Genomic DNA, 17,381 nt, shown 5'->3' on the forward strand with positions numbered 1-17,381 from the left:
CGAAGTATTTTTACAAGAATTACAATCTTTCCAGGCGCACAAAAACAGTTGGTGCTGCATGGTTTTTGTTAAATCAAACTAGTTTTTCCAATAATTCCCTACAGAGACTAATTTAACTAGTAAAAGAGAAAAAAAGCCGCATATGAACATCGTGCTTCATACGCGGCTTTCAATTTTTATTTATGAGACATTTTTTTGAAAAAGCCAAACGTTCCAGCGATTAGTAATAATCCTATTAATAGATAAAGGATATTTTCTTGGTCGCCTGTTTTTGGTAATTCTTTACTTTGTTTTGTTTTCTTAACAGGGTCATTAGCTGGTTTTATCGTAGCAGTAATGTTTGTATTCTCAGTTGCCGGTAAGATGTCATCCATCAGATCGTCTTGATGTGCTGGATCTGCTGGTTGAATCGGATTTACTGGGTTTACCGGGTTTACCGGATTTAACGGATTTAACGGATTTACCGGGTCTACCGGGTCTACCGGAACTACTGGATTTTGGGTAAAGCGCGCATATAAGGCTAAATCATTAGCAGGCATTTTGTTTGTAGCAAAATCCCATTTATTACCGCCTGTTTCGGCATCATACCAACCATCAAATGTATAACCAGCTTTTGTAAGTGCTGATGGTTCTTGTAGTAATCCTTGGTAGTCAACTGTTTGTGTTGTTACTTCTTCACCATTAAGTGTGGCAGTATATGATTTAACGGTAAAACGGGCATATAGCGTAACGTCTTTTGCTGGCATTTTATTTGCTGCAAAGTCCCATTTGTTTCCACCTGTTTCGGCATCATACCAACCATCAAATGTATGGCCTTCTTTTGTTGGTGCAGTCGGTTCTGTAAGCAGACTGTCGTAATCAACAGCTTGTGTCGTTGTTGTTCCGTCTTTATCAAATGTTGCTGTATAAGCATTTGTGCTAAAACGGGCATATAATGTAACGTTTTTCGCTGGCATTTTTTTCACTGCGAAATTCCATTTGTTTCCGCCTGTTTCGGCATCATACCAACCATCAAATGTGTAGCCGTCTTTAGTCGGTGCTGTTGGTTCCGTAATCAGACTGTCGTAATCAACGGCTTGTGTCGTTGTTGTTCCGTCTTTATCAAATGTTGCTGTATAAGCATTTGTACTAAAACGGGCATATAATGTGATGTTTTTCGCTGGCATTTTTTTCGCAGCGAAATCCCATTTATTTCCACCTGTTTCGGCATCATACCAACCATCAAATGTGTAGCCGTCTTTTGTTGGGGCTGTTGGTTCTGTAATTAGACTGTCGTAATCAACAGCTTGTGTCGTTGTTGTTCCATCTTTATCAAATGTTGCTGTATAAGCATTTGCACTAAAACGGGCATATAATGTGACGTTTTTCGCTGGCATTTTTTTCGCTGCGAAATCCCATTTGTTTCCACCTGTTTCGGCATCATACCAACCAGTAAATATATAACCGGCTTTTGTTGGCTCTGTCGGCGCTTGAATCAGGCTATCATAATTGACTGTTTGTGTCGTTGTCGTTCCGTCTTTGTCAAATGTTGCTGTATATGATTTGACTGTAAAACGAGCGTACAGTGTGACGTTCTTGGCAGGCATTTTTTTGGTTGCAAAATTCCATTTGTTTCCGCCTGTCTCCGCATCATACCAACCATCAAATGTGTAACCCTCTTTTGTTGGCGCTGTCGGTTCTGTCAGAAGACTATCATAATTAGCTGTTTGTGTCGTTGTCGTTCCGTCTTTATCAAATGTCGCTGTATATGATTTGACTGTGAAACGAGCGTACAGTGTGATGTTCTTGGCAGGCATTTTGTCGGTTGCAAAATTCCATTTGTTTCCGCCCGTCTCCGCATCATACCAACCATCAAATGAGTAACCGGTTTTTGTTGGGGCTGTCGGTTCTGTCAGAAGACTATCATAATTAGCTGTTTGTGTCGTTGTTGTTCCTTCTTTGTCAAATGTTGTTGTATAAGATTTAGCGCTATAACGAGCATATAGAGTGATGTTGTTCCCCGGCATTTTGTTCGTCGCGAAATTCCATTTGTTTCCGCCAGTTTGTGCGTCGTACCAACCTTCAAACGTATAACCATCTTTTGTCGGTTCAGTTGGTTCTGTTAGCGCTTCTTGATAATCGACTGTTTGCGTTGTCGTTGTTCCATCGTTATTAAAAGTCGCAGTGTAATTATTCATTGTAAAACGGGCATATAAAGTTACTGGATTTGCAGGCATCTTATCTTGAGCAAAATCCCACTTTTTACCGCCTGTTTCTGCATCATACCAACCATCAAATGTGTAACCAGCTTTCGTTGGTGTTGTTGGTTCTTCTGCAAGACCATCATAGTCCACTGTTTCTGTCGTTGTTACCCCGCCATTATCAAAGGTCATAGGATATGTTTTAGAAGCAAATTGAGCATATAGTGTGATGTTTTTCCCCGGCATTAAATCGTTAGCAAAATCCCATTTTTTGCCGCCTGTTTCTGCATCATACCACCCAATAAATGTATAACCATCTTTTACCGGTTTTGTAGGTTCATTAATTTTCTTTTGATAAACAACTGTTTGCGTAGCTGTTTTTTCTTCATTGATTAATGTAGCTTTGTAGGACTCTATTGTAAAGTATGCGTATAAAGTTACATCATGATCCGGCATTTTATTGTCCTGAAAATACCATCTTATTCCGTAACCATTTGGTTCTTCATACCATCCCCAAAACTTATACCCTTCAATAACTGGATTTGCTGGGGCAGATTTAATTACTTCACCTGCTTCATATTCTCCCATTAAATTATCACGTGTAGGGGTTGATAATATCAATTTGTATTTTGTCGTCTCTGTTTCTGCCGCATTTACGTTGTTTCCATTATTTTCTGAAGCCCATATAGCAAATGGGTCTGCGCTTAATTGTAAAAGGATTACTCCTACTGCAATTAGTAAACATATTTTTCTTTTCATATGATCCTCCTCATCTAGGTTGCAAAATTAGATTTATAATTAATTTTATTTCATTGTTCATAATTAAAAAGCACCTGCATTTTCGTTAAAGGCGTCCAATTATTTATTCACTTTAAGATTATATCTTGAGTAAGGTCGTTAAAGAATACTAAAAACAGACTTATTGTTATGTTTTTTGTGACGATTAAGTGACGAAATAAGCTATTTTTAAGCAAATAGCGTAAAATCCGTTATTTTCGTGTACTATTTCAAGACTTTTTTCTAGTACTCTTACATTTCATGGCCTGTTTCTAAGCTAGGATTTCAATAAATAACTAAAAAAAATTGGCCCCCACAAGAGGACCAAATTTTTATTCTGCTTTTAAATAGCCGTCTTCAATTCGAATTACACGATCGACTAAATCTAATACTCGTTCGTCATGTGTAACCATGATGGCAGCTTTATTTTTCCGTTTTACTTCATCTGCAATCATTTGAACTACCTTGTGCCCGCGGTTTGCATCTAAACTTGCTGTTGGTTCGTCTGCTAAAATAATATCGGGGTCGTTCATCAGCGCTCTAGCAATAGCAACACGTTGTTTTTCACCGCCGGATAAGCTTTCTGGATAATTGTTTTGACGAGCGGTTAAGCCTAATTCTTGAAGCAATTTATCCGCTCTTTCTTTCGCAGCGCTACCTTTTTCACCGGACAATTCCGCAATGACGAGTAGTTGGTCACGAACATTTAGGTAAGGAATTAAGTTGGCACCTTGGAAAATAAAGCCAACTTTGTCGAGTCGCACTTTCGTTAATGCTTTTCCAGACATGTTATTTAATGTCGTTCCACCAATGGCAATTTCGCCTTCTGTTGGAGATAATAAAGCACCCGCGATTGATAAAAAGGTACTTTTCCCCGCACCAGATGGGCCGACGATTGCAACAAATTCTCCTTGCGCTACTTCTAAAGAAACACTTTTCAATACTTCGATGACTTGCTCGCCATCTTGATAATTTTTAGAAATATTTTTCATCATTAAAGTCATTAGTTTGCCCTCCCGATTGCTTCTAACGCGTCCACTTTGGCTACACGGTAGAGTGATAACATTGATCCGATGACTGCTACAACTAGGAATAATGCGGAACAACCGATTGCAAGTATTGGACTAAGTGTGAACGGCATGCTAGCTGGTAAAATTGCCGCCAGTCCAAATGTTAGGCCATTTCCAATCAATAAGCTGACGACTGATAAGAAAACAACTTGGGTAACGATGCTCCGACCTAAATAGGCTGTTCGTGCGCCAACTGCTTTTAAAATACCAAATTGATTGATTTTTTGAATCGTAATGACATAAAAGAAAGCAGCTAGAACAAATGCAGCGATAACAAATAAAAAGGCAATCATCATCAGTAGCGATCCTTGTTCTTCTGAATAACCCGGAATGCCTTGGAGTACTTCTTTACTTGAGGACAATTCCATCGAGCCGATTGATAGATTTTTAGCTGTATCCCGAGAGACATCTAGTGCTACAGCATTATATTCTCCTTCTGCGGCTTGATTTGTTTGATGAACTAATTTCCAAGCATCCCAATCAACGAAAATAACCGGGGAATGGCTAAATGTGTTATTTTTCGTAAATGCAGTAATAGTGAACTCTTCTCCTGTTGCGCTGTCTTTGAGTTTGCTGCCTAATTTATAACCAGACTCTTTTAAAGAAATATCAGCTACTACTTCTTTTGTTTTCTCTGGCTCTGTTCCTTCTGAGATGGTCGGTTTCATAAAGCCCGTTTTATCTATACCGAAATAAGTAATATCTGTTTTTTTGTCTTTATTGGGTGGTGTGATTGTTCCCATTTGCACGCCTAAGTTGGTGCTTTCAGATTTTTTAAGTTGCTTTGCTACGCTTTCTGTTTCGGACGCGGTTAAATTGGACCTCGTTAAGCGATTATCTGAGTCTTTTTGCAGTACATAATAAGTTGCTTTATTTGATGAAATCGCCGCTCCATTATCATTTGCTAGTCCATTCGCTAGTCCTGTAACAAACAAAACGAGCCAAGCAATTAATACCATAATTAATCCGATTAAAATATAGCGTAGTTTTGAGTGTTTTAATTCTCTTAATGCCAAAAACATTCCGTTCAACTCCTTCTAAGATCATATACTTAGTTTAAAGAAGTTTTGTAAACGGAATGTGAATCGGATTTTACAAATTTAGTTTTTAGGTAGTCTAACAATAAATGTGGTGCCTTTTTCAGTATTACTTTCAACACTGATTTCACCATGATGTAACGTAATTATTTTTTTGCAAATGGATAAGCCTAAGCCGCTTGAACCTTCTTCTCGGGTGCGACTTTGACTTGCTTTATAAAAACGTTCGAAAATCTTTGCCATATCTTCTTTGCTGATGCCAGCGCCACTATTCCAGACTTCGACAAAAACATTGGTCGTTTCTTCATAAAGGCGTACCTGAATATCCCCGCCCTGTGGTGTATATTTAATTGCATTGTTTAATAAATTAGACCAGACTTGATAAAGTAATTCGGCATCTCCAGAATAGTTTATATCAGCTAACTCTAGATTTATTGTTAGTTCTTTCTCTCGCCAACTCCATTCAGTCATTTGGATTAGTTGGCGCCACTGTTCTGCTAATTGCACTGGTTCTTTTTTCCGTAACTCAGATTCTTGGTCAAGTGAAGCAAGTGTAAGTAACTGTTTCGTTAAAGAAGAAAGGCGTGTCGTCTCCTCGGATAAAACAGTTAAATATTCTTTTTGTTCTTTTTCGGTTAGTGTTCCTGAACCTAAAAGTCTGGCGAAACCTTGCATCGATGTAAGTGGTGATTGTAGTTCATGAGAAACATTTGCGACAAATTCCTGACGGGCTGCTTCAGATTTTTCGAGTTCGCTCGCCATTTTGGCAAACGAGTCCGCCAGCTGACCAATCTCGTCTTTACGCCGGACTTCGAGCGCCACATCGTAATTTCCTCTCCGGATTTTTTTCGTAGCATTCGTAAGCTTCACAACTGGTTTCACTATGTATCGGCCACTAATAAGCACAAATAAGATACTAATAATAGATGTGAAAACAAGTATCATCGCGAAAAAGATTCTAAGTTCACCGAATTGCTGTTCCGGATCTTGACGTATAAAAAGCGCCAGTTTCTCCCCGTCCGCCTTAACTGGAACACCAATTGTATTCCTAACATCATTATCAAAAAATCCTGTGATAAAAATGCCCGTATCAAACGTATCAATCCCGTGATAAGTCTCGCCCGCTAACACTTGTTGAACTGTTTTGTTAGGTAAATCTTTTTTTCGAAACGCACCACCGAAATAACTCGATTGATCTTTGCCATCCGTCAGATACAGTTCATAGCCAAGTTCACCTACATTTTCCAAGTAATCTTTTAGAGAAATCGATGCATTCGACTGATAAAATTGTTGGACTTCCTCAGCTATCTTAGCCGTTTTTTCATCATTAAAAGGTTTTAATTTTATCTGGTAATAAATGTTCGCAAAGAAAAAACCGAGCAGGCTACTGGAAAGAATGACAACTAGCATCGTCACAACTATTCGACTATATAATGACTTCATGTTGTTTCCTCCAATTTATAGCCGACACCGCGAACCGTGACAATCCGAATCCCGTCCTTTTCTTCATCAAAATGGTCGCGCAAACGTTTAATATGTACATCTACTGTTCGGTCACTGCCGTCGTAATCTCGTTGCCAAATCCGTTCAATTAATTCTTCCCGGGTAAAAATCCGACCGGGGTAGCTCGCTAATTGATATAACAGTTCAAATTCTTTTACGGGAATCATTCGCTCTTGGTTGCCAATTTTTATGCCGTAGCTTTTTTGGTCGATGGTGATATTTCCGATAGTGATTTTTGCTTCACTAGCCTGATTGGAACGTCTAAGTAAAGCCCGTATTCGAAAAATCAACTCCTCGGGTTCAAAGGGTTTAGTGACATAGTCATCCGTTCCCACTTCAAAACCGCGCGATTTATCCGCAAGTGCATCTTTGGCTGTCAGCATAATAACGGGGATATCAGGATAGCTTATGCGCAGTTTTTTGCATAGTTCAAAGCCATCCATGTTGGGCATCATCACATCAATCACCGCCAAATGAACTTGCTCCGTTTCCACTATCTTTTCTCCTTCTACGCCATCACTAGCTTCTAACACATGAAAACCTTCTGCGCGGAGATAGTGCCCTACAAGTTTAAGAATGTGCCGGTCATCATCTACTACTAAAATTTGTTTCATTTTCTCTATTCACCTTACCGTCCTATTTTACTGCATCATATCAAACTTAAGTGATTCGTTCAAATCCAGAATAGACATTTAACCGATCCCCGCGGATGAAGCCGACTGTCGTAATGTTCAATTCTTCTGCCATATTAATCGCCAGTTCAGTAGGTGCAGAGCGAGATAAAATAATTCCGCATCCTAATTTAGCTGTCTTAACGAGGATTTCTGAGGAGATTCGCCCGCTAAAAATAATCGCTTTATCATCTGTAGCTGTCCCATCGTTTAAAGCGCGACCATATATTTTATCAAGTGCATTATGACGTCCAATGTCCATCCGGCTATAAATAATATCCGCCGAACTGCATAGCGCCGCATTATGAACCCCGCCGGTTTGATGAAACGTTGCGGAATTTTGCTCAAATTTTTCCATTAAGCGGAAAATCCTGTCTGTTGTGAGTTTCAGATTTGAATTTTGCTTCACGTTGACGAGTGAGGCATCTGACTGAAAGTAGAAATTTTCCCGCGACTTGCCGCAACATGAGGTAATATAACGTTTGCCTCGGTATTTGGCATTGAATTTGTTCACAAAGTTGGCGCTAACTTTGGCATGACCAGTCGCTTCAATAATATCCACGGAATCGATGTCTCCCGGCCCACGAACAATGCCTTCCGAAGTTAAAAACCCTACGACTAAATCTTCTAAATGCTCGGGTGTGCAAACGATGGTCACGAGTTCTTGGTCGTTAACATAGATAGTTAGCGGATACTCGGTCGCAACACTTGATTCGATTTCTTGAAAAGTGCCAGCTTCAAAACGGCGGATCTTTTGACGCGATACAATATCCATCAAAAACCACTCCTCTCTAAGCCGAAACAGCGATACTAGAAAGTCTCGCTGTTTCAAATGATTATTTTAATGTTTTCCCTGCTTCTTTCAAAAAAGTCATGCCGTAACGGAGCGCGCGGTTAATATCTGGGTCTTTCAGCGCCTTCATAATCGCTAACATACCCATGATTTCGTCGTTTTTTGCACTTTCTTCTGCTTTTTTCGCTGCATCCTTTAAATTTGAAATCATTTCCTCGGTTTGCTCTGGTTTTGTATCGGTTAGCAGTTTACTTGAAATCATCATATTATTTATCGCATTTGTCATTGGTTCTTTACGCCATTCATTTAAAAATGTTTTCGTAATATCTCCCCGTGCCTTAATCGCGCTATTTAAAGCTTCTAGCGCTCCAGACTCTTGCAATAATTTTACCGTTTCTACTATTTCGATAAAACCAGAATCTTGTTCAGCAATGTCAGCTTTCATTTGCGCTAAACGTTCTTGCTCTAGTTCTTCTGGTGTCTTTTTTGTATCACGAATCGTTGAAATTGGTTCTGCCATCAATGATTCCTCCCTTCCCCCCCACATCCGCAGTTTCCACCACAGGCGCAGTTCACTTTAGAAATCGGTTGATAATCTTCTCTTGACCACTTGCGCTCCACCTCAGCCCCATTTTGCGGGAATCTTTTACGGTTCCGCGGATTGTGATCTGGAAGTGGATTTTTCCCAGTTTTTTCAAGTACAGTTAGATTTACTTTGGTTTGTTTGTATGCTGGTGTTTTTGTCCGAACGTCCCCAGCACTTGAAGTTAAAAGGTTTACCGCTGTTTCGCTACTCACTGAATGCATCGGTACATAGACTTCATTGCCTTTCATCCGCTCAGTAACAACCGCCCGAAGCTTGATGCGACCATACGGCGAACTTAAACGAACGAGCGAACCACTTTCAATATCGCGTTCTTTAGCTAATTCATGCGAAACCTCCACAAATACTTCCGGTAATTTATAATCCAAGCCTTTTGATTTATCCGTCAAATTACCCTCATGGAATTGTTCCAATAAACGGCCATTATTAAGCGTTAAATTAAATTCTTCCGGGAAAGTAATCGGCGCAATATATGGCAATGTCGAGAACTGTGCTTTGCCATCAGGGAAATTAAATCGTTCTTCATAAAGTAGCGGCATATCCTTCCCGTCCGCACTAACTGGCCACACAAGGCTATTAAATCCTTGCATCCGATCATAACGAACACCTGCAAAAAATGGTGCTAAACTTGCAATTTCGTCCATAATTTCACTCGGGTGGTTATAATTCCAGTCTGTTCTTCCGCATGCTCTTGCCACTTCTTGAATAATCCACCAATCTGGTTTAGAATCTCCAAGCGGCTCTAAAACTTCATAAAGTCGTTGTACACGGCGCTCTGTATTGGTAAATGTTCCTTCTTTTTCAAGTGATGGAGCAGCAGGGAAAACAACATCGGCAAATTGAGCCGTTTTTGATAGAAATACATCTTGAACAACAAAGAAATCAAGGCTCGAAAGGATTTCTTGCACGTGATTGGAGTTAGAGTCAACCCAAGCCATTTCCTCACCAATGACGTACATAGAATGAAGTGTCCCAGCTTCAATTGCATCAAGCATCTCGTTATTTTTCAAACCTGGTTCTGGTGAAATCGACACCCCATATGCTTCTTCAAAACGAGCGCGAACTTCCTCATTTCCAAGTGGCTGAATTCCTGGTAAAACATTTGGTAATGAGCCCATATCACAAGCGCCTTGAACATTATTATGACCTCTAAGCGGATAAGCACCCGCCCCGTGTCTTCCAAAGTTTCCAGTTACAAGAAGCAAGTTAGCAATAGCTGATGATGTATGCGATCCCGCAATGTTTTGCGTAACTCCCATTCCCCAACAAACCGCTGTCCCATCTGCTTCATGAATCATTTCCGCCACTAATTTAAGTGTTTCAACCGGTAATCCCGTTTCTTTTTCCGCGTATTCCAGTGTAAATGGTTCTAAAAATGCTAGATAATCCGCCACATTGCTAATTCGATTTTCCATAAAGACCTGATCATGCCAATTTTGGTCAATAATATATTTAGCGACTGCGGTTAACCAAACAAAGTCAGTTCCTTGTTTTGGATGGATAAATAAATCTGAGCGCTCCGCCATTTCGTGTTTCCGCAAATCTGAAACAATCAGTTTTTGACCGCGTGTTTTTTGTGCTCGTTTAATTCTGCTGGCAAGTACCGGATGGCCATCTGCTGGAGATGCGCCAACAATAATCACGAGTCCCGCACTTTCAATATCTTCTACAGTCCCTGAATCCGCGCCAATGCCAACTGTACGAGTAAGTCCATCCGAAGCAGGCGCCTGACAATAACGCGAACAATTATCAATATTATTCGTTTCAAAGACTTGACGCGCTAGTTTTTGCATCAAATAGTTTTCTTCGTTGGTCGTTTTAGAGGAGCTAATAAAACCAAGCGAATCATTTCCATATTTAGCTTGAATTTCGCGTAGTTTTGTTGCAACTAGGTGAATAGCATCTTCCCAACTCGCTGGCACAAATTCATTTCCTTCGCGAATCAGTGGTGTCGTAATCCGTTTTTCACTATTAACAAAATCCCAACCAAATTTCCCTTTCACACACGTAGCAAATTTGTTCACAGGACCTTCCCCAGTTGGCTCGACTTTCAATATTTTGCGGTCTTTCGTCCATACTTCAAACGTACAACCAACCCCGCAAAATGTACAAACTGTTTTCGTTTTTTTCGTTCGCGTTTCCCGCATTGCCGCTTCCATTTCCGACACTGCAAAAACGGTTTGATAATTCGGCTCGACTTTTTTCACCATATCAATCATTGGTTCTAGCATGTCTTCATCAAGTCCGGTCATAAAGCCAGCTTTACCAAGCATTGATTTTTCCATTAAAGCGTTACATGGGCATACTGTCGCACAAAGTCCGCACGAAACACAAGATGATAAATTCGCTGGACGATCATCATCCCAAATAACCCTCGGCTGACTTCTTTCCCAATCAATCGAAAGCGTCTCATTCACTTGAACTTGTTGACAAGCCTCCACACAGCGCCCACAAAGAATACATTGATCCGGATCATAGCGATAAAATGGATGCGAAAAATCATTTAAGTAGCCCTTTTCCCGGTATGGGCGATCTTGTTTCTCGACGCCAAGCAGTTCTGTTGTATTATGTACTTTGCAATTGCCATTATTATTATCACAAACCGTACAATACAGTAAATGATTTTCCAAAATCCGGTCCATTGCTTCTAACTGAGCATCTTTAGCTAGTTCTGAATTTGTTTTAATTTCCATCCCATCTGTAAGATTCGTGCTGCACGCCCGCATAAGCTCCCCGTCAACCTCACACATACACGTGTCACAAGATTGAATAGGTCCGATTTGCTCACTATAACAAATATGCGGATGCTGTATTCCTTCTGCATTTAAATAGTCCAGTATTCGCGTTCCTTCCACCACATCCCGCGCCTCACCATTAATTCGCACTGATACTTTTGCGCCCATCACATTACCTCCTAAATAGAGAAAGCGTTTACAATTTTCGCTTATATTATAACAGTTCTTACTTAAAAATCACAGTAAAAAGACAGTTGATAATCGTTCTCACATAGCACTACTATGCGATTCCCCTCACAAATCATGCTATATTCATTGACACTTATCCAACTTTTCTGTATTCTTTATAACAAAGCTATGACGAGAAAAGTACGACATCCGTTTTTTCAAAAAGAGAGTTCCCACTGCTGAAAAGGAACAAAAAACAATGTCCGAAAATGGCCTCTGAGCTTTGTCGCTGAAAATAAGTAAGCCACAACGGATTTGGCGTCCGTTATCAAACGCCCTAAGTATTTTGCATAAATGCTTATTTGAGGTTTTCAGTGTAAGCTGAAAATAAATTAAGGTGGTACCGCGTGAAATTTTTCTCGCCCTTATTCCAAGAGTTTTTTGGACGAGGGCGAGTTTTTATTTTGCCCTAAATTGCCCGAAATGGAGGAGTTTAAAATGACAAAACAGCTACTTGTTTTACAATCTGATTTTGGTATTAGTGATGGTGCAGTTAGTGCTATGTATGGTGTGATTAATAGTGTTAGTAGTGATTTACAAATATACGATTTAACGCATCAAATTCCTCAATTTAATATTTGGGAAGCTTCTTATCGTCTTTTACAAACTGTTCCTTACTGGCCTGAAGCTACGATTTTTGTATCTATTGTCGACCCAGGTGTTGGTTCAAAACGTCGCAGTGTAGTAGTTTTAACAGAGGATGGTCATTATATTATTACACCAGACAACGGAACTTTAACACATATTGCCCATTACGGAACGATTAAAGCGGTTCGTCTGATTGATGAAGAGAAAAATCGCCTTCCAAGGTCAGGTGCTTCTCATACATTCCACGGTAGAGATATTTTTGCCTATACTGCGGCGAGACTTGCTGCTGGTGTGATTAGTTTTGAAGATATTGGTCCTGAAGCCACACCTGAGTCCATTGTTTCGTTAAGCCTAAGTGACTCTTATTTAGAAGATGAACAGGCTTATGGAACAATTGATATAATCGACCGCCCATTTGGCAACCTTTGGACAAATATTCGCCGGACTGATTTCCTGCAACTTGGCGCAAAATACGGCGATTCCATCGAAGTTCTGATCAAACACCACGACCGCGTAGTTTATAAAAATTTCGTTACCTATAGCCGCTCATTCGCAGACTTACGCATTGGAGAAGCACTCATCTATGTAAACTCACTTGATAATCTTGGGCTCGGCATCAATCAAGGTTCCTTCGTAGACGCATATTCGGTAGGAACAGGCACCAGCTGGAAAGTTTCTCTTAAAAAAATATAAAAAAACAGGGTCATTTATCCAAATTGGATGTTTGACCCTGTTTTGATATTATTTGGTATATTCTTTGACGATTGGCTCTTGTTTTTTATTTTTAAGGAATAAACTTAAGATCATCCCTAAAGCCGCAAAGATTGCTGCAACCATAAACGCCGCACGCATTCCGTCCAGACTAGCATCTTGCGCTTTTTGAGCAAAACCAGCTGGATCAGTCGCCATAAGCGCTTTACCCGGCATATTATCTTTCGTCACATTTGTTAGTACAGTGATCAGTACCGCAGTCCCAATCGAACCAGCGATTTGACGAATTGTATTATTCACCGCCGAACCATGGTTAATTAAGTGGTTAGGAAGTGCATTCATTCCCGCTGTCGAAACTGGCATCATCGCCATCGAAATCCCGAAGAACCTCACAGCATAAAACACAACAATATACCAAAGCGGCGTATCCATTGTTAAAAACATAAATGGTATCGTACCGATAGTCAAAATTGTAACCCCAGTAATCGTTAACCATTTCGCTCCAATTTTATCAAAAATAATCCCCGTAATCGGACTCATTATCCCCATAATAATCGCACCTGGAAGTAATAGTAACCCAGATTGAAGCGCAGACTCCCCGCGAATCGTTTGAATATAAAGTGGTAATACAATCTCCGCACCAATCATTGCCATCGTTACAATTGAACCAAGAATAACAGACAATGAAAATACTGGATATTTAAACACATGCAGTTCAAGCATTGGATTTTCAATAACAAGTTGGCGCCATACAAATAACGCAATAACAACGACACCAATGATTAATGTCGTAATAACCGTCGCATCTCCCCAGCCATCATTACCAGCTGAACTAAATCCGTAAAGCAAAGCCCCAAAACCAATTGAAGACATCACGATGGAAAGAAAATCAATTTTTGTATCAGTTAACTTCACTACTTTTTTCATTCCAAAAAAGGCTAAAATAATATCAATAACCGCAATTGGAATTAAAATAATAAATAATACTCTCCAATCATATGAATCCACAATCCAACCTGATAATGTTGGACCAATCGCTGGAGCAAACGCAATAACGAGTCCCATCAGCCCCATCGCTGCCCCACGTTTTTCACGAGGGAAAATCAGCAAGAATATTGTTTGAAGTAAAGGCATCATAATACCCGCACCAGCCGCTTGAACAATACGACCAGTAAGTAAAATCGGGAATGAACCCGCCACAGACGAAATAATTGTACCAATTGTAAATACAGTCATCGCCGTAATAAATAACGTTTTTGAACTAATTTTTTCAATTAAAAGTGCTGTAATCGGAATCATAATCCCATTTGTCAGCAAGAAAGCTGTTGTTAACCATTGCCCTGTTGCTGCTGTAATATGCAAATCATCCATAATCATTGGAAGCGCCGTTGCTAGTAACGTCTGATTTAAAATCGCTACAAATGCCCCAATAATCATTGTTACTACTAATAAACTTCTACTATAAGATTTCCCATTAACATCAACGGGCCGTTCTACTGCTGTACTATTCAAAATTAATACCCCTTCCCATGTGGAAATTTCCAGATGAATAATAGAAGTATAATAAAAAAAGACCAACAAGTCAATAAAAAGTGACTAGTTAGTCTAAAATTTACAAAAGCCCGTTCACGCACGCTTCTAATTTATTCACTTCTTTGGTTAAAGTCGCCGGTACGTGCTGTTTAAGATATAAAAGTGTGCCTTGAACCATGAAATCTCTCGGCGCCTCATTATTATTAATCTCACCAACAAGTGCATTCATCGATTCTTTATATTGCCACTTGTCCGAATCAGCAATATCCGCATTCTCAATTCCTACATTAAGCTCCTCAAGCGCTTCTCGTAACTTAGCAAGACGCTTCTTACGGATCATCGTTTGATCTGGCACCAAGTTCTCTGTATCAGCCTCAGTAAAAATAATTTCTCCGCTTTCCAATATATCTTTAACAAGCGCATCTAGCCTTCTCACAACATACGGAATGGCTCTTTCAATTAAACTAGAGTCAACATTTTTACTACCGCTCGCAAAGACATACATCGCCGCCATCCCACTCAAGAGCATCGTAATATCGTTAATATAAGGCTCCGTTTCCTTTCCATAAACCTCTAAAAGCTGATTTTTAACCCATTCCATATTCTTAAGTCGAACATTCTGCAAGAACGCATTAAAGTCATCATCAATCATCGTTTGCGAAAAAGTAATATTCAATATCTCCCCATTTTCCGTATAAAAATGAATAATAATTTTCAAGCATTCCGTAAAATTATCTTTCTTCGTCCCATCTAGCGCCATCGTATATTCCAAACGCTGATGCAATACAGAATACTCCTGCTTAAAGATGACAATGGCCAGCTCCTCTTTCGAAGTAAAATAATTATAGAAAGTCCCCTTAGAAATCCCAGCCGCATCCACCATATCTTGTACAGAAGTCTTCAAGTACCCTTGCTTTTGAAACACCTCTTTAGCTGACTTAATAATCCGCTGCTTCTTCTCCTTCAAAAAAACACCCCATCCGTCCTCATATTTATACCCCTAGTATAATCTATTTATACGACCTATTCAAGATATGTAATAAAGCCTCCATAAAAATAGACCCCAGTTTTATTCCCAGGGTCATAAGATACATATTTTTTTAGTTATAATCACTTAGAACTTCCTTATATATATCCTTATACGTATCTTTCATATCTATCGCTTCTTCCTTGTTTTCCTCATTTTCAAGGAACAGCTCACTTTCACTCAACTCAGCAACAGGATATTTACTTAACATAGCATTTGTAAGTACATAATTATCTCCAGATGTACTTTTCCTTATAAATAGCGTATATTCTTCGTCTTCTTTCATATTTTTATACCCATCAATCGTTAAATCGTATTCTTGTCCATCGATTTTAACATTTTCAACACTATCTTCTAATACTTTAATCGTTTTATTTTCTTCTAAAGTCTTCGTTTCATCTTTTTCTATATTATTTATAACTACTTCACTCATAGTATAAAATTCTGTAGGCACATTGCTATTTTTTGATTCTTTTGTAATAGATTTTTTTTCAGAGCGCTTCGTTACAGTGACAATGATAGGGGAACTTTCTTCTAGTTCTTCAATATTTTCTGCAAGATCCAGATACTTTCCATTATAAGAAACTATACTACTTTTTTGTTCCACTTTTTCGATTTCTTTTCCTACTATTTGTTTTTCATTTATATTTTTATCATTAGTACAGCCCATCAATCCAACTATGCTCACTAATCCTATGATAACTATAATACTTTTCTTCATTTTTCAATCCTCCTTTTTATTTATATATTGCTTTAATACCGTTTAAATCATCCCTTTGTGGTTTTATTTTCTTTGTAAAACCAACATCTAGCATGATTGCATTCTTCGTTTTCACATGTCCTAAACCAAGGCCATGGCCAAATTCGTGAGCTATAGTTTCAGTCTTATCACCTACAGATAAAGACCTAAAAGCTTTAAAAGTAGTTATTTCATTTTTCGCTACTAATTTAGACCCTTTATATGCCCAAGTTTCACAGACAGCAATAGTTGCCCCTCTGTCCTGAGTTGAACTACTAATTATAAAGTGAGGTTTTGCATCTCGTCCCTTACTTACCGTATTTAAATATGGAGAAGCATTCCAAGATTTTGCTCCATTAATAATTATATTTTTATAACCCATCGCCGACCCATTAATATAAAATTTAAAATTCTTAGCATTTGATTTACTTAAAGAATAACCTAATTTAGTATAGGCATTTGCATTCGTTGGCATTAGAATCGTTGTCAATAGTACAATAAAAAGCAAAATTGTTACCGCAGTTTTTTTTCTCATGATGTTATCTCCTTTTTAAAATTTTCTTACACATATATAAGGTATCATAATAATGCGATGTATGACCGAAAACGAAAGAAAAGGGCTGTTTCTTGTAACGGACTACTAAAAAATAAAGAAAATTTTGTTTTATTTCCACACAAATTGACTTTTATAATTGTTTCATTGTTAAAATCCTACACGTATTAGCTTGTTATTCATATTTTATACAACCAATCTTTTAATTATGTAGAAAAATACATATTTCCCTCAATATAATAATAATAAATCCAAGAAAATTCGATACTTATTTAATTACTTAACATTTTTCATAAAAACACATTGAATAATAATGCATATGTATACTCTGATAAGGTGTTTATTATTTTTAGACAAATAAAAAAAGCCTCGCATACTAGCGAAACATTCTAAGTAGAAGCATATTATATTAAGCCACTTGTCGGATTTGAACCGACGACCCCTTCCTTACCATGGAAGTGCTCTACCAACTGAGCTAAAGCGGCAGCAAAGCCTTTCAAATAAAAAAATGGCTCCACAGGCAGGACTCGAACCTGCGACCGATCGGTTAACAGCCGATTGCTCTACCAACTGAGCTACTGTGGAATAATAAATTGCCCGGCAGCGACCTACTCTCGCAGGGGGAAGCCCCC

At 38.9% G+C, this 17,381-nt stretch carries 13 protein-coding genes, 2 tRNA genes and 1 other annotated feature; of the genes, 1 reads left to right on the top strand and 14 read right to left on the bottom strand.

Annotation, left to right across the window (positions count from 1 at the left end; all coding sequences use genetic code 11):
• Positions 1 to 176: 176 nt before the first annotated feature.
• The 8 genes from AC4PG8_RS13195 to fdhF form a co-directional block, all read right to left on the bottom strand.
• Entirely contained in the window at positions 177 to 2,939 is a 2,763-nt protein-coding gene (locus AC4PG8_RS13195; protein ID WP_492170430.1) for an InlB B-repeat-containing protein, read from the bottom strand.
• 350 nt (positions 2,940 to 3,289) lie between these two features.
• Positions 3,290 to 3,961, bottom strand: coding sequence for an ABC transporter ATP-binding protein (locus tag AC4PG8_RS13200; RefSeq protein WP_185511475.1), 672 nt, complete (start codon positions 3,959 to 3,961; stop codon positions 3,290 to 3,292).
• Positions 3,961 to 5,049 (bottom strand): ABC transporter permease, encoded by a 1,089-nt coding sequence (locus tag AC4PG8_RS13205; RefSeq protein ID WP_492170431.1) that lies wholly within the window; start codon positions 5,047 to 5,049, stop codon positions 3,961 to 3,963. The genes AC4PG8_RS13200 and AC4PG8_RS13205 overlap by 1 nt, the downstream gene beginning before the upstream one ends.
• 78 nt (positions 5,050 to 5,127) lie before the next feature.
• On the bottom strand, positions 5,128 to 6,507 hold the full coding sequence (locus tag AC4PG8_RS13210) for a sensor histidine kinase (protein ID WP_492170432.1): 1,380 nt from the start codon (positions 6,505 to 6,507) through the stop codon (positions 5,128 to 5,130).
• Positions 6,504 to 7,181, bottom strand: a complete 678-nt coding sequence (locus tag AC4PG8_RS13215) for a response regulator transcription factor (RefSeq protein ID WP_003768425.1) — start codon at positions 7,179 to 7,181, stop codon at positions 6,504 to 6,506. Before AC4PG8_RS13215 ends, AC4PG8_RS13210 begins: the two co-directional genes overlap by 4 nt.
• 46 nt (positions 7,182 to 7,227) lie before the next feature.
• Entirely contained in the window at positions 7,228 to 8,013 is a 786-nt protein-coding gene (gene fdhD, locus AC4PG8_RS13220) for a formate dehydrogenase accessory sulfurtransferase FdhD (protein ID WP_492170433.1), read from the bottom strand.
• Positions 8,014 to 8,074: 61 nt separating this feature from the next.
• Complete coding sequence (locus tag AC4PG8_RS13225) at positions 8,075 to 8,551, bottom strand: helical membrane plugin domain-containing protein (protein ID WP_185541105.1); 477 nt, start codon at positions 8,549 to 8,551, stop codon at positions 8,075 to 8,077.
• Positions 8,551 to 11,538, bottom strand: coding sequence for a formate dehydrogenase subunit alpha (gene fdhF, locus AC4PG8_RS13230; protein ID WP_492170434.1), 2,988 nt, complete (start codon positions 11,536 to 11,538; stop codon positions 8,551 to 8,553). Before fdhF ends, AC4PG8_RS13225 begins: the two co-directional genes overlap by 1 nt.
• A 180-nt stretch (positions 11,539 to 11,718) precedes the next feature.
• Positions 11,719 to 11,968 (top strand) — a binding site (T-box leader).
• Between the two features lie 68 nt (positions 11,969 to 12,036).
• Here fdhF and AC4PG8_RS13235 point away from each other — a divergent pair.
• Positions 12,037 to 12,879 carry an SAM hydrolase/SAM-dependent halogenase family protein gene (locus AC4PG8_RS13235; protein ID WP_003768432.1) on the top strand — a complete coding sequence of 281 codons (843 nt, stop codon included), beginning with the start codon at positions 12,037 to 12,039 and terminating at the stop codon, positions 12,877 to 12,879.
• Between the two features lie 48 nt (positions 12,880 to 12,927).
• On the opposite strand, the gene mdrT is transcribed toward AC4PG8_RS13235, so the two are convergent.
• The 6 genes from mdrT to AC4PG8_RS13265 all read right to left on the bottom strand — a co-directional run bounded on the left by mdrT (position 12,928) and on the right by AC4PG8_RS13265 (position 17,334).
• Positions 12,928 to 14,409 carry a cholic acid efflux MFS transporter MdrT gene (mdrT, locus tag AC4PG8_RS13240; protein ID WP_003768433.1) on the bottom strand — a complete coding sequence of 494 codons (1,482 nt, stop codon included), beginning with the start codon at positions 14,407 to 14,409 and terminating at the stop codon, positions 12,928 to 12,930.
• Positions 14,410 to 14,509: 100 nt separating this feature from the next.
• Positions 14,510 to 15,397, bottom strand: a complete 888-nt coding sequence (gene brtA / locus AC4PG8_RS13245; RefSeq protein ID WP_492170435.1) for a bile-regulated transcriptional regulator BrtA — start codon at positions 15,395 to 15,397, stop codon at positions 14,510 to 14,512.
• A 133-nt stretch (positions 15,398 to 15,530) separates the two neighbouring features.
• Entirely contained in the window at positions 15,531 to 16,178 is a 648-nt protein-coding gene (locus tag AC4PG8_RS13250; protein WP_185511467.1) for a hypothetical protein, read from the bottom strand.
• 16 nt (positions 16,179 to 16,194) lie between these two features.
• Complete coding sequence (locus AC4PG8_RS13255; protein WP_185539337.1) at positions 16,195 to 16,731, bottom strand: matrixin family metalloprotease; 537 nt, start codon at positions 16,729 to 16,731, stop codon at positions 16,195 to 16,197.
• A gap of 430 nt (positions 16,732 to 17,161) precedes the next feature.
• Positions 17,162 to 17,234 (bottom strand) — tRNA-Thr (locus AC4PG8_RS13260).
• 24 nt (positions 17,235 to 17,258) lie between these two features.
• A tRNA-Asn gene (locus tag AC4PG8_RS13265) sits at positions 17,259 to 17,334 on the bottom strand.
• Between the last annotated feature and the right edge of the window lie 47 nt (positions 17,335 to 17,381).

This window comes from Listeria sp. MAN/IMW/UF555 (assembly GCF_058684075.1).